We start from the raw sequence: 14,398 nt of genomic DNA on the forward strand, positions 1-14,398 counted from the left end.
CATGCATAAAATCAGAAGCTTACAGCAGGTCGGGCGAATCCTATTCGCCGCGACATGCTGTAGGAAGCGGGAAGCACCCAGAAAAAGTCAGGAGGAAAGTCGTCGGGTAAGGGTGCCTGGCCGGCGCACGCGGAATGCTGGATAAGACCCGCGTTTTGCTTCGCATGTGCCGGTAGATATCCGCAAAATGCGGCATTCTCGGCAGATCCAGTCGGATACGAGCTTCGATGGAAGGCGCGGGTTCATGAAGTGAACGCCACACAACAGAAGTCGTGAAAGTGCCTGCTTATTTAGATTGATCTCAACTGCGTCAAATATAACACAGTCAACCCGCATGCAAATCAAGTACGCATAGGGCGGGAAGAGTTCCGCCACGCGTGAAACCGCTCGATGCCTGCCATGGTGGGCCTCGCTTCTGGAATCTGCCGGACCGGAGCTCACCTGCGGTAGGGGGTTGACTGCGGCAATGAAGAACATTGGTGTGCCCGCCATCGGGCTGAAGGCTATGCGCCGGTCTGCCCGGTCAAGCGTGTTCGGAATCCTTACTGGCTCAATGCTGCTTCTGACCATGGGCAGCGCCTTAGCGTTGGCGGTCGGCGATCAGGTCTACAATCCCGGCACCGGCAATCTAGAGACGATAGTCCAGATCCCGTCGCCGCCCAATGGCTGGGTGGTGACCGCGGTTTCATCGGGCGGCGGCACTACGTTCAACGCCGTCATCGTCACGCCGCCTGCCGTCGGCACGACTTACGTCTCCGGCGGAAAGACCTACAAGGTGTTGTCCTACACCAAGACGACCGTGGGCACAGTCGACTATGTCACCGGCATCGTGGTTGAGAACGAGACCGATTCCGGCAACCCGCAATCCACGCTCAACGCCTATCAGCTCAATGTACCGATCGATGGCGGCGGGGCGGGAGGCTCCGGCAGCGGCGGCACGGTGACCCAGGGCAACAACGTGCGCTTCGTGGACCGCCAGACCGGTTCCAACGGTTCGGGCGGCTCCAATGCCTATGGCATCAAGATCGACTTCGGCATTCTCGGCAGCCTGACCATCGGCGTGAGCGGCTCCGACGGCCAGCCAGGCGGCAACGGGCCGACGATCAACGACACGCTGCACGCTGCCGACAGCTACAGTTCAAGCCAAGCCGGCAAGGCCGCGGTCGAGATCGTCAGCGTCGGCGGCGATGGCGGCAAGGGTGGCGATTCCTATGGCAACCAGGACGCGCGCCAGGGTGGCGCCGCCGGCCTGGGCGGCGACATCACGCTGAACTCGGCGGCGACGATCACCACCGATGCTGTCGGCGCCGACGGCATCTTCGTGATGAGCAAGGGCGGCCAGGGCGGCGCCGGCGGCAGTGGCTACATCTTCAGCCAGGGTGGCTCCGGCGGACCACCGACAACCGGCGGCACGGTCATCGTCAACAACAGTGGTCGGATCACCACCAACCAGGACAAGTCGACCGGCATCTTTGCCCAGTCGATCGGCGGCGGCGGCGGCGCGGGCGGAGACAGCTTCGGCATTGTCGGCCAGCCCGGCTCGGCTTCGGCCGGCGGCAATGGCGGCACCGTCACCGTGACCAATACCGGCGTCGTCGAGACCAAGGGCGCGCGATCCTACGGCATATGGGCGCAGTCACTCGGCGGCAGCGGCGGCAATGCCGGTGATTCAGGCGGCATCGTCGCGCTGGGCAACAAGCTCGGCTCCGGCGGCGGCACCGGCAACACGGTGACCGTCAACAACAATGCCGGCGGCAACATCACCACCTATGGCGTCGGCGCCTTCGGCATCCTGGCGCAGTCGATCGGCGGCGGTGGCGGCGATGCGGGCGGCGCCGGCGGCCTCGTCGCCATCGGCGGCGACGCCGGCTCCGGCGGCGACGGCAAGGCCGTCATCGTCACCAATGCCGCGGGCAACGTCATCAGGACCTTCGGGGGCTCGGACACCAGCGTCACCGATCTCGGTCCCACCATCCAGGATGTCGGCGCCGACGCGATCGTGGCGCAATCGATCGGCGGCGGCGGCGGCAATGGTTCGGGCAGTGGCGGCTTGGTCGCCATCGGCGGCGAAGGCAGCGCCGGCGGCATCGGCGGGACGGTCTCGGTCACCAATGACGGCACGCTCATCACGATCGGCCCCAAGGCGCGCGGCATCTTCGCCCAGTCGATCGGCGGCGGCGGCGGCAATGGCGGTGACAGCGGCGGCCTGGTCGCCATCGGCGGCAAGGGCTCCTCCACCAGCAATGGCGGCACGGTCACGGTCACCAATACGGGCACCATCACGACCGCGGGCACCGCCATCCAGGCGGAATCGATCGGCGGCGGCGGCGGCGATGGCGGCTCCGCTGGCGGCCTGTTCTCCATCGGCGGCTCGGGCGGCGGCGGCGGCGACGGACTCAAGGTCACCGTCAATTCCTCCGGCCACCTGACCACCAGCGGCGATGATGCCGTCGGCATCCTCGCCCAGTCGCTGGGCGGCGGCGGTGGCAACGGGGGCGGTTCGTATACGGTCGGCGAAGCCGTGGCGATCGCCATCGGCGGCTCTGGCGCAAAGGGCGGCAAGGGCGGATCGGTCGAGGTCAACCACGTGGCCACGCCGGGCAATCTCAGCGGCCTCGTCGCCTCCTCCATCAGTACCGGCACGCGCACCACCGACGGTCTGGGCCAAACCGTCGTCACCGGCGCCAAGGCCTACGGCGTTTTCGCACAGTCGGTCGGCGGCGGCGGCGGCCGGGGAGGTCTTGCGGTTGCCGTCTCGAGCGGAACCTCCGGCGCCGGCGCCAGCTTCGCGATCGGCGGCAAGGGCGGCCCTGGTGGCGACGGCAAGGACGTGACTGTCAATTACCTGGGCGACATCACCACGCAAGGCGACAGCGCCTACGGCATCTTCGCGCAGAGCGTCGGCGGCGGCGGCGGCGATGGCGGCGGCGCCGTTGCGGTCAGCGGCGGTGGCGCGTTCAGTTTCGGCCTGGCCATGGGGGGCGCGGCCGGCGTCGGAGGCATAGGCGACATCGTCAACGTCAACACCGCGGGCGGCACGATCGAGACCTACGGCCAGCAGGCCTACGGCATCTTCGCGCAGTCGGTCGGCGGTGGCGGCGGCAATGGCGGCTTTGCTGGCGGCGGCACGATCGGCGCCGTTGCGCTGACTGTCACCCTTGGCGGCAAAGGGGCCGCGGGCGGCCTCGCCAAGGCCGTCACCGTCAACAATGCCTCGACCATCATCACCCACGCGGACGGGTCGATCGGCATCAACGCGCAGAGTATTGGCGGCGGCGGCGGCAATGGCGGCTTCTCCATCGCCGGCGCGCTCGCGGTCGGCGCGATATCGGCCGCCGTCGGCGGCGATGCCGGCGACGGCAGCAGCGGCGGCACCGTCACGGTCAACAACCAGGGCGACATCAACACCACGGGCATCAAGGCTTACGGCATCTTCGCGCAGTCGGTCGGCGGTGGCGGTGGCAACGGCGGCGGAGCGATCGCCTTCTCGCTCGCGGTTTCGCCCGATCCGGAAGAGATTCCGGCGGTCGCCGTTTCGGTCGCGGTCGGCGGCAGTGGCGGTGTAGGCAGTATCGGCGACACGGTGCATGTCACCAATGGGGGCGACATCGCCACCCATGGCACAGCGGCTCACGGCATCTGGGCGCAATCCGTCGGCGGCGGCGGTGGCACCGGCGGCTACGCCGGAGCGGGCTCCGGCTCAATGGGGCCGGGTGCCAACATATCGGTCGCCGTCGGCGGCACGGGCGGGACGGGCGGGAACGGCGGCGCCGTCATCGTCGATGCGGGCAAGGACGCGCTCGGCGCGATCGTCGCCGGCTCGACCATCACCACCTGGGGCCTTGGCGCCGATGGCGTCCGGGCGCAGTCGATCGGCGGCGGCGGCGGCGATGGCGGCTTCGCGATCGGAGTCAACCTCGGCATCAACAACAGCGACCTGCCGCTGGCGTCGATCGGCGTCACCGTTGGCGGCCAGGGCGCGCTTGGCGGCGACGGTTCGAGCGCGACGGTCAACAACTGGTCGGTCATCCGAACCTATGGCGACAATTCGGCCGGCATCTTCGCGCAGAGCGCGGGCGGTGGCGGCGGCGATGGCGGCAACGCGATCACGGCGGTCGGAAGCTGGGCAAACGCAACCAGTTCGAGCGCGCAAAACACCAATATCTCGGTGGCGATCGGCGGCAATGGCGCGCTCGCCGGCGACGGCAAGGACGTCAACGTCAACAACCACGGCAACATCGAGACCGGCCTCGTCACCACCGACAAGGACATCGCCGGCGATACGGTGATCACCGGCAACAGCGGCTATGGCATCTTCGCCCAGTCGGTCGGTGGTGGCGGCGGCATAGGCGGCCGCGCCAACTCCATCAACGTCCTTGTCGGCAAGGGCGAGGCGCCCGAGGATGCTCTCATCAACGTCGCCATGTCGGTCGCGGTCGGCGGCAAGGGCGGCGCGGCCGGTGATGGCGGGCATGTGACCGTCACCAATGACGGCAGCATCACGACCAATGGTTCCCTTGCCGACGGCATCTTCGCGGAGAGCGTGGGCGGCGGCGGTGGCGCGGGCGGCAACGGCATCCTTGGCACCGACGAATTGATCCCGGTTCCGGCGGCGCTGATCGCCAACGTCCTTTTCGGCAAGACCAAGATCTACAGCGCGCTTGGCGCCGCCGTGGGCGGCGATGGCGGCGGGTCGGGCATTGGCGGCCTTGTCGAGGTCACCAACACCGGCAACATCACCACGAAGGGCAGCAATTCCAATGGCATCTTCGCGCAGTCGGTGGGCGGTGGCGGCGGCGTTGGCGGCAAGGCCAATATCGGCGCCACCGGCACGATCGGTGTCGGCGGCAAGGGCACCAGCGGCGGTGACGGCGGCATCGTCCACGTCATTAACAACGGCAACGGCAAGATCGAGACGTTCGGAGCGGCATCCAACGGCATCTTCGCGCAGTCGATCGGCGGCGGCGGGGGGGTCGCCGGCAATGTCGATCGCGTGCTGGCGAACGGGCTGGGTCCGGTACCGGCGCTCAATCTCGGCATCGGCCTTGCTTTCGGCCAAGGCGGCGGCAATGGCGGCTCGGGCAAGGACGTCACCGTGGAGGGCGATGGCGCGATCGTCACCCATGGCTCGTCCTCGGCCGGCATCTTCGCCCAGTCGGTGGGCGGCGGCGGCGGCATCCTCGGCACGCTCGGCAACGAGCTGATCCCGGGTATCCACACCGTTACGAACTGGGCCGTCGGCAGCAATGGGGATGCTGGCGACTCCGGCATCGTGCATGTCGATTATGCCGGTACGATCGACACCTATGGCGACGGCTCCATCGGCATCTTCGCCCAGAGCAACGGCGGCAAGAAGGATGCGACACAGAACTATCTCGGCACGGCCGGCGACGTCACCGTGGATTTGACCGGCTCGGTCGTCACTCATGCCGCCGGCACCGGCGCCATCGTCGCGCAGAGCAAGGCGGTCGACGGCAACGGCAACATCACCATCAACCTCGCCGATTCGAAAGGCCTGGTTGAGGGTGGCGCTACGGTTATGGTGCCGACCGCGACCCCCGATGTCGCCACCCCTCTTGTCGGCGTTGGTGTCTGGTTGCTCGACGGCAAGAACAACACGATCAGCAACAAGGGCACGATCACGACCGCGAGCGGCACGGCCGGCGGCTGGGCGATCCTATCTGGCGATGCCAAGGAGGCGGTCACCAATTACGGCACCGTCACCGGCTCCTTCGATCTCGGCGCCGGCGTCAACAGCTTCACCAACATGGCCGGTGCTACCTTCAACGCCGGCCTCGACGCTAAGCTGGGCACCGGCAATCTCTTCTCCGACAGCGGCTATTTCTCGCCCGGCGGCGACGGCAATGTGATGACGACCAATCTCGTCGGCAATTGGAACCAGGCCTCGACCGGCGCCTACAAGCTCGACGTCGACCTCGATCCAGGGGCCGACCTCATCAATGTCGCCGGTACCGCGGATCTCGGTGGCGCGATAGATCTCAACATCATGGATCCGGCCGCGGCGAAACCAGGGAGCCAAACGTTCCACATCCTGCATGCCGATGGCGGTGTCTCGCACACCGGATTGGAGCTCAGTTCGATTGCAAGCGCGGTCGCGCAATATCAGTTGCAATATCAAGGCTCTGACGATGTCTATCTCGGTGTCGACATCACATTCGCGCCCACCGGCCTGACCGGGAACCAGATTCCGGTCGCGAACGCGGTCAACGCCATTCAGAGCGGCCCGACCTCGCCGGATTTCCAGAAGATCGCCGAGGCGTTGTTCTATATTCCGACCGTCAGCCAGCTTGGCGCGGTCTACGATTCGATCTCGGGCGAGGGGGTTGCCGTTGTCGAGCAACCGCAGTTCGGTGCCTATGAAAGCTTCTTTGCCTCGATGGGCCGCCAGGCCGATTTCTGGCGCACCGGCCTTGGCACCGATCCGACTGATCAGACCGTTGCGCCACAAGCCTATGACGAGCCGACAAAGGCCAAGAAGGATCCGTTCAAGGCCATGCAGCCCGACCCGCGGCGCTGGAGCTATTGGGCCAGCGCCGGCGGCAATGGCGGTGAGATCAGCGGCGATGCGGCCTTAGGCAGTGCCGGCACCACCTACAGGGGCGGCAATCTCGCGGCGGGCATGGAGTCCGCTGGCGATCCCAACATGCTGGTGGGCTTTGCGCTGGGTGGCTCCGCGGGTTCATTTGCCGTTGACGACCGCCAGACTTCGGGCAACATCGTCGGCGCCCAGGCCGGCGCCTATGTCGCGCGCAAATGGGATCAGTTCTATATCGACGGCGCGCTCGCCTTCGGCCTCTACAACAACAACGTCCACCGCGCCGCGACCGTGCCGGGCTCAAGCACGCCGCTCGATCCGGTGGCCGGTGTCTCGACCGAGAACTGGCGCAGCAATTTCCTCAGCGCCGGCTTCGGCACCAACATCGAAGCCGGCTGGCGTCAGCAGATGGGCGATGGCGCAATCACGCCTTTCGCCGGGTTGCAGTTCGCCGTCCTGTCGATGGATGCTTTCGACGAGACTTCGCCCGACGGTGGCGCACTGGGCCTGAGCTTCGATCACCGCGTCATCACCTCGCTGCCTACCTCGCTCGGCCTGCAACTCGACACCACGATCGGGGTCGGCAATGGCCAGTCGCTGCAGGTCTGGGGCCGTGCGGCCTGGGTCCATGAGTTCGAGCCGGACCGCTCGGTGAAGCCAAGCTTCCAGGCGGCGCCCGGCACCTCCTTCGTCATCCAGGGCGCCTCGGCAGCCGAGGACGCGGTCGCCGTGAATGCCGGCTTGAAGATGAACTGGAGCTCAAGCACCTCGATGTTCGCCGCCTTCGACGGCAAATTCGGCGACGGCGTGCAGGCCTATGGCGGCAATGTCGGGTTCAGGGTGAACTGGTAGCTCGCACCGACCGGATCGGCTCCGATCGAATTTGGCGGTTCCGCTAAATCCGAAGGCGTCTGGCGCGTGCCTGTCAGGAAAGACGGGTTTTCCCGTCTCGAACATCCGGCACCGCCGAAGATCCTACTCCGCCGCGGCCCGTGCGCCGGCTTTCGCGGCGGCGTGCAAACGCACGGCATCGCCGAAGGCGCGAAAAATCTTGGCGGAATTGCTGTCCGACTTGACCCAGTATTCGGGATGCCACTGGACGCCGACGGCAAAGGCGCGAGCGCCCTTGACCGAAACCGCTTCGACCGTGCCGTCAGTGGCGACAGCCTCGATCTCGAGCTTCGACCCCAGCCGGTCGATCGCCTGGCGGTGCAAGGAATTGACCTTGATGTCGCCCGCGCCGAACACGCCGGCGAGGCAACTGCCTGGCTTGATCGAAATGGTCTGGTGAATGGCGAAGCGCTCATCCTGTTTGTCGCTCACCGCCGCACGGTGGTCCAGCGACCCCTCGCGCTCCTGGATCTCGGTGCCCAGTGTACCGCCAAGCGCCACGTTCAGCTCCTGGATGCCGCGGCAGATGGCAAGCAGCGGCACGCCGCGCTCGATCGCCTTGCGGATAAGCGGCAGCGTCGTGGAGTCGCGCGCGGTGTCATAAGGGCCATTGGCTTCGCTCGCATCGCCGCCATAGAGCGAGGGATCGACGTTGGATTTCGAGCCGGTGAGCATGACGCCGTCGACCGACGACAGGAGTTCGTCGAAGTCCAGCCGGTCGCCGAACGAAGGCACGAGCAGGGGGAAAACGCCGGCACCTACGATTGCTGCTTCCAGATATTGTTGGGGGGCGGCATGCCAGGTGTAATTGTCGAATTGACGGACGTCGGTCGATATGGCGACGAGCGGCTGCTGCATTTTGGGTCTGTTTTCCATCTGGCAAGGGATGTCCTGCCTCTAAAATAAGCGATCCCCGGGCATTTTTCCAGCCAAGTTTCAGCGTGTCGCATGGGCCACGAAATCCCACGTTAGACTATAGTTGCAGGTCGCATGGCTTCGCCACCAAATCCCGCAGCCGTGCTGGACTCGACTCCTTGCCCGTGTATTGTTTCGAGCGACCCGACGCGGGAGCGAGGACTCCCCGAAAGTCGGTCTGTTGATCCAGAAAGGGAGGAACTGCATGGATCGTCGTTCATTCATTCGCAAGGCCGGCGTGACCGGCGTCGGTGCCGCAGCGGCGGCGGCCACGCTCGCCGCACCGGCAATAGCCCAGTCCAACCCCAAGGTGACATGGCGGCTGGCATCATCCTTTCCGAAGTCGCTCGACACCATCTATGGCGGCGCCGAAGTGTTCTCCAAGATGCTGTCTGAAGCCACCGACGGCAATTTCCAGATCCAGGTCTTTCCCGCCGGCGAGCTCGTCCCCGGCCTGCAGGCCGCCGACGCCACAACGGCCGGCACGGTCGAGGCCTGCCACACGGTGGCATATTATTACTGGGGCAAGGACCCGACATGGGCGCTGGGTGCGGCGGTTCCCTTTTCGCTCAACGCGCGCGGCATGAACGCCTGGCATTACCATGGCGGCGGTATCGACCTGTTCAACGAGTTCCTTGCCACGCAAGGTCTGTTCGGCCTGCCGGGTGGCAATACCGGCGTGCAGATGGGTGGCTGGTTCCGCAAGGAGATCAACACCGTCGCCGACCTCTCCGGCCTCAAGATGCGCATCGGCGGCTTTGCCGGCAAAGTGATGCAGAAGCTCGGCGTCGTGCCGCAGCAGATCGCCGGCGGCGACATCTACCCGGCGCTGGAAAAAGGCACCATCGACGCCGCCGAATGGGTCGGCCCCTATGACGACGAGAAGCTCGGCTTCTACAAGGTCGCGCCCTATTATTACTATCCCGGCTGGTGGGAAGGCGGCCCGACGGTCCATCTGATGTTCAACAAGGCCAAATATGAAGAGCTTTCACCGACCTACAAGTCGCTGCTTCGCACGTGCGCCCAAGCTGCCGACGCCGACATGCTGCAGAAATATGACTATGTGAACCCTCCGGCGGTGAAGCGACTGGTGGCCGGCGGCGCGAAACTGCGCCCCTTCACCCAGGACATCATGGCCGCCTGTTTCGAGAAAGCCAATGAGGTCTATGCCGAGATGGAGGCCACCAACGCGCCCTTCAAGAAAATCTGGGAATCGATCAAGGGCTTCCGCAAGGAGCACTACCTCTGGGCGCAGGTTGCCGAATACAACTACGATACTTTCATGATGGTCCAGCAGCGCAACGGCAAGCTGTAAGCGATCGGACTTTGCTTGTTCGAAAGCCCCGGGGCCCTCCGTCCCGGGGCTTTTCTCTGCTCAATGACGACGGCAATTGCCAACGCCCGAAGCTCGAAGCCTCAGCCCAAACCTGGCACCACCAGCACCTTGACCTCGCCCGGCGCCGGCGGATTGGCGATCAAGCCAGACGCCTCTTCAAGCGACACCTGCCTGGAGATCAGCCGGTCGATCTCGATCGCGCCTGACGCGATAAGCTCGGCGGCGCGGCGGTGAGTGTAGGGATTGAGAAACGAGCCCAGCACCTTCAGTTCCCGGAACAGCAGGTCGAAGGGCTCGAATTCAGCTTTCGTGCCTTGCGGCGTCACGCCGACGATGACGACGGTGCCGCCGGCCCTTGCCAGCCGCACCGACTGCTCGACGGTGTCGCGCACACCAGCGCATTCGAACACCACGTCGACGCCTCCGGGCGACAGACCCGCCGGCCCGGCGATCACATCGATCACATCGGCGGCGGAGGGATCGACCGTCACTGTCGCGCCGAGTTCCCTGGCAAGCGCGCGCCGCGACGCTTGCCTTGTCGACAGGATGATGGTGGTGGCCCCGGCAAGCCGCGCCAGTTGAACGGTGAGCAGGCCGATGACGCCGCCGCCGAGCACGACAACCGAACCGCCCGGCTTGATCTCGGCAAGGTCGACACCATGCAGGCAGCAGCCAAGCGGCTCGCAGAACGCGCCATGCGTCGGTGGCAAGTCGGCGGGCAGGATGAAAGCCTGCTTCTGCGGCAACGCGACATACTCGGCAAAACCGCCGTCGCGATGGATGCCGATGGCATTGAGATTGCGGCACAGATTGACGCGGCCGGCATGGCAGTGGGCGCAGCGTCCGCAGGCGATGTTGGGATCGCCCGTGACCCGGTCGCCGACCACAAAGCCGGAGACGGCGGTGCCGATTGCCTCGACGATGCCGGAGAATTCGTGCCCGGGCGTTACCGGCGGCCTGCAAGGGAACTCGCCATGGAAAAGATGCCGGTCGGTGCCGCAGACGCCACAGGCCTCGATCCGTACCAGGAGGTCGTCCGGACCGGGGGCCGGCTTGGCGACCTCGCGTATGGCGATGCTGCCCACTGCTTCCAGCCGCACGGCTTTCATGGCGTCTTCCCTCCGACCTCAATTGAAATTCGGCGGCTGCGACAGGTCCGGCGCCGGTGCCGCCGGTTTGGCCGGCGGCGCATCGCCAAAGCTCGGCGGTTGCGACAGGTCCGGCGTGCCGGGCGAGGCCGGTGCACCGCCGCCATTGGCGGGCGCGCCACCGCCTTGCGGTGCACCGAGCGGCGACATGCCGGGTACGCCCGGCACCGTATAGTCGATCGTGCCGGAATCGACCGCCGCGCCCCTGTAGCGCATCACCATTTGCGGGAAGGCGATGGTCAGGGCGATCATGATCACCTGGATGCAGACGAACGGCACCGCGCCCCAATAGATCTGGCCTGTCGTCACCGGCGCGATCTGCTTGCCGGTCAGGCGATCGAGATAGGGCACGCGGGCGGCGACCGAGCGCAGGTAGAACAGAGCGAAGCCGAACGGCGGATGCATGAAGCTGGTCTGCATGTTGACGCCCAGAAGCACGCCGAACCAGATCAGGTCGATGCCGAGCTTATCGGCGGCCGGCGCCAGCAGCGGCACGATGATGAAGGCCAGTTCGAAGAAATCAAGGAAAAAGGCGAGGAAGAAGACGAGGATGTTGACGCCGATCAGGAAGCCGACTTCGCCGCCCGGCAGCGAAGTCAAGAGATGCTCGACCCAGATCTGGCCGTTGACGCCGTAGAAGGTCAGCGAGAACACCCGCGCGCCTATCAGGATGAACAGCACGAAGGACGACAGCCGCGTCGTCGAGGCCAGCGCCTGTCTGATCACGTCCATCGACAACCGGCCCTTCATCGCCGCCATGGCCAGCGCGCCGACCGCGCCCATGGCGCCGCCCTCGGTTGGGGTGGCGATGCCGAGGAAGATGGTGCCGAGCACCAGGAAGATCAGGGCCAGCGGCGGGATCAGCACGATCACGACCTGCTGCGCCAGCCGCGACATCATGTTGATCTTTAGGCCGCGGTCGAGGATCGCGACGATGTAGATGAAGATGACGCCGACCGTCGCGCCGAGGATGTCGGCATTGTCGCCATGAGCGGGCACCAGGTAATGGTAGGCCGCATAGGCGATGGCCACGGCTGCGATCAACGCGACCAGCAGGGACACCACACCATGGCCGAGCGTCCGCGCCTCGAGCGGAAGGGCCGGCATCGACTTTGGCCGGACGATCGACATGATCACGATGTAGAGCGTGTATAGACCCGTCAGCACCAGGCCGGGGATCAGGGCGCCGGCATACATGTCGCCCACCGAGCGGCCGAGTTGGTCGGCGAGAACGATCAGCACCAGCGAAGGCGGAATGATCTGGGCAAGCGTGCCCGACGCAGCGATGACGCCGGATGCCACCCGGCGGTCATAGCCATAGCGCAGCATGATCGGCAGCGAGATCAGCCCCATGGCGATGACGGATGCCGCCACCACGCCGGTGGTCGCCGCCAGCAGCGCGCCGACGAAGATCACGGCATAGGCGAGGCCGCCGCGGATCGGTCCGAATAACTGACCGATCGTGTCGAGCAGGTCCTCGGCCATGCCGGATCGCTCGAGCACGATGCCCATGAAGGTGAAGAACGGGATGGCCAGCAGCGTGTCGTTCGACATTACCCGGCTGCCGTAGAAATTGTCCGGCAGCGCATAGAGCAGTGGCCAGGCGAGATTGATCGCGCCACCCGAATAGGGCGTCAAAAGCACGCCGATGAAGAAGAACATCAGGCCGTTGGCGGCGAGCGAAAAGGCGACGGGATAGCCGATCAGCATGAACAGGATCAGCGAGGCGAACATGATCGGCGCCATGTTCTGGGCGATGAACTCCATCACGAACGCACCTCTTCGGCGAGCGCCTTGGCTTCCAGTTCAGCCTGTTCGTGCACGGAAATGAACGGGTTGGGATCCTCCATGACGCCGCGCATGATGGCGATCTTCTTGACGATCTCGGAAATGCCCTGCAGCGCAAGCAGGAAAAAGCCGACCAGCAGGATGGCCTTGGCCGGCCACACGATCAGGCCGCCGGCGTTGGTCGACATCTCGCCGCTATGGAAGGACAGCGACACATAGGGCACGAAATAGAACACCATCAGTGTCACGAACGGCATCAGGAAGAAGACGTGGCCGAAGAGGTCGATCCAGTGCTGCACGCGGCGTGAAAACAGGCCGTAGACGATGTCGATGCGGATATGCTCGTTCTGCTTCAGTGTGTAGGCGGCGGCCAGCATGAAGGCGGCGCCGAACAGATACCATTGCAGCTCCAGCCACGCGTTCGACGAGGTGTCGAACACCTTGCGGATGACCGCGTTGGCCGCACTCACCAGGATCGCCAGCAGGATCAGCCAGGATACCGATTTGCCGATGAACTCGTTCATACGATCGATCGTTCTGGATAGAGCGAGAAGCCCTGCCATGCATTCCTCCCTGATGCGGAGACGCGCGATCCCCCTTTTTCGTCGCGCCGCCTGGCCCAACCGTATGCAGTGCGTGGTCCGGTTGGTCAACACGAGGAGGAAGGATGCATGCCATCGGCCCTCGTGGCACGGTGGAAAACCGCAGCCTGACGAAAGGTCATGCAACCAAAGTCTGATGGGTTCAGACGACCTTGCTGGTGTCGCGGCCGGCGCCGATCAGGATCAGCATGGCCACCAGGAACAGATACATCCACGCATCGCGCCATTCGACCGGGAAATAGCCGGCCCACAGTGATTCGGCCATGCCGAAAGCGGCCGCGCCCAGCGCCGCCCTTGGCGGCGAGAGATAGCCGCCGACGGCCGTCACGAACAGGATTTTCAGGCCGTAGACAAGGCCGGAACCGAAGCTGACATTGCCGTAATAGAGGCTGGCCATGACCCCGGCCAGGGCGGCGCAGAAGCCGCCGAACAGCACGGCACGCCGGAACACGCCGCGCACGTCGACGCCGCACAGGGCAGCGGCCCTGGGATCGTCGGAGACGGCGCGCCAGCACCGGCCGAAGTTCGAGCGGGCAAACGCCCACGTAGCGAGTGCTACCGCCGCCACGACCACGGCGCAGTCGAGCACCTGGATCAGCGTCAGCGTCGCCTTGAAACCGGAGCTTTCGGCGAAAACGATGGGCTCGGCCAGCATCGGCGGCAGCCACAGATCATGCGTGTCGGCGGCGATGCGGCTTGCTTCCGACAGGACGATCAGGATGCCGAGCGTCGTCACCACGATGGCATTGGGCGAGCGGTCGGCCAACGGTTCAAAGACGCTGCGCGACAGGACATGGCTGATAAGCGCGGCATAGAAGAACGCCGCGACGACGCCGAACAGCACCGAAGCCAGCAGCGTCAGCCACAGCACTTGGTAGCCGAAGGCGACGCTCAGGATCATTGCCTGGCCGCAGAAGGCAAACAGCGCCCCATAGGCGAGGTTGGTGCGGTGCAGGATGCCGTTGGTCAGCACGTAGCCGAAGGCGAGCAGGGCATAGAGCGCACCCGAATGCAGCCCGTTCAGCACCTGCTGGAAGAAGTAAAGCATGCTCGACAACACCAGAAGCATCTCGCCAAAGCACGCAGCGGACAAAGGCGACGATACCGTGCGCGTCAAAGGTTTGCATCGCCGAATCTAACTTGTCAAATGCGATTTATTGGT

7 protein-coding genes are annotated in these 14,398 nt (G+C 65.3%); 2 read left to right on the top strand and 5 right to left on the bottom strand.

The genetic code is table 11. The features are described from left to right. Positions 1-553 precede the first annotated feature (553 nt). Positions 554-7,408, top strand: coding sequence for a hypothetical protein (locus C7I87_RS36490; protein ID WP_149905613.1), 6,855 nt, complete (start codon positions 554-556; stop codon positions 7,406-7,408). A 123-nt stretch (positions 7,409-7,531) separates the two neighbouring features. Here the strand turns inward: C7I87_RS36490 and C7I87_RS18830 are convergent, their stop codons facing one another. Continuing rightward, entirely contained in the window at positions 7,532-8,305 is a 774-nt protein-coding gene (locus C7I87_RS18830; RefSeq protein WP_140810947.1) for a gamma-glutamyl-gamma-aminobutyrate hydrolase family protein, read from the bottom strand. A gap of 262 nt (positions 8,306-8,567) precedes the next feature. Here C7I87_RS18830 and C7I87_RS18835 point away from each other — a divergent pair, with 262 nt between their 5' ends. Then, the gene (locus tag C7I87_RS18835) at positions 8,568-9,677 is read left to right on the top strand and encodes a TRAP transporter substrate-binding protein (RefSeq protein WP_149905614.1); all 1,110 of its coding nucleotides are present in this window, start codon (positions 8,568-8,570) and stop codon (positions 9,675-9,677) included. Between the two features lie 101 nt (positions 9,678-9,778). On the opposite strand, the gene C7I87_RS18840 is transcribed toward C7I87_RS18835, so the two are convergent. The 4 genes from C7I87_RS18840 to C7I87_RS18855 form a co-directional block, all read right to left on the bottom strand. Next, positions 9,779-10,807, bottom strand: a complete 1,029-nt coding sequence (locus C7I87_RS18840) for a zinc-dependent alcohol dehydrogenase family protein (RefSeq protein WP_149905615.1) — start codon at positions 10,805-10,807, stop codon at positions 9,779-9,781. Positions 10,808-10,825: 18 nt separating this feature from the next. Continuing rightward, on the bottom strand, positions 10,826-12,613 hold the full coding sequence (locus tag C7I87_RS18845; RefSeq protein WP_149905770.1) for a TRAP transporter large permease: 1,788 nt from the start codon (positions 12,611-12,613) through the stop codon (positions 10,826-10,828). Then, positions 12,613-13,197: a TRAP transporter small permease subunit gene (locus C7I87_RS18850; RefSeq protein ID WP_149905616.1), complete on the bottom strand. Its 585-nt coding sequence runs from the start codon at positions 13,195-13,197 to the stop codon at positions 12,613-12,615. The genes C7I87_RS18845 and C7I87_RS18850 overlap by 1 nt, the downstream gene beginning before the upstream one ends. A 181-nt stretch (positions 13,198-13,378) precedes the next feature. After that, positions 13,379-14,284 (bottom strand): branched-chain amino acid ABC transporter permease, encoded by a 906-nt coding sequence (locus tag C7I87_RS18855; RefSeq protein ID WP_149905617.1) that lies wholly within the window; start codon positions 14,282-14,284, stop codon positions 13,379-13,381. Positions 14,285-14,398 lie beyond the last annotated feature (114 nt).

The sequence above is a fragment of the Mesorhizobium sp. SARCC-RB16n genome, from assembly GCF_008520305.1.
GTDB lineage: Bacteria > Pseudomonadota > Alphaproteobacteria > Rhizobiales > Rhizobiaceae > Mesorhizobium.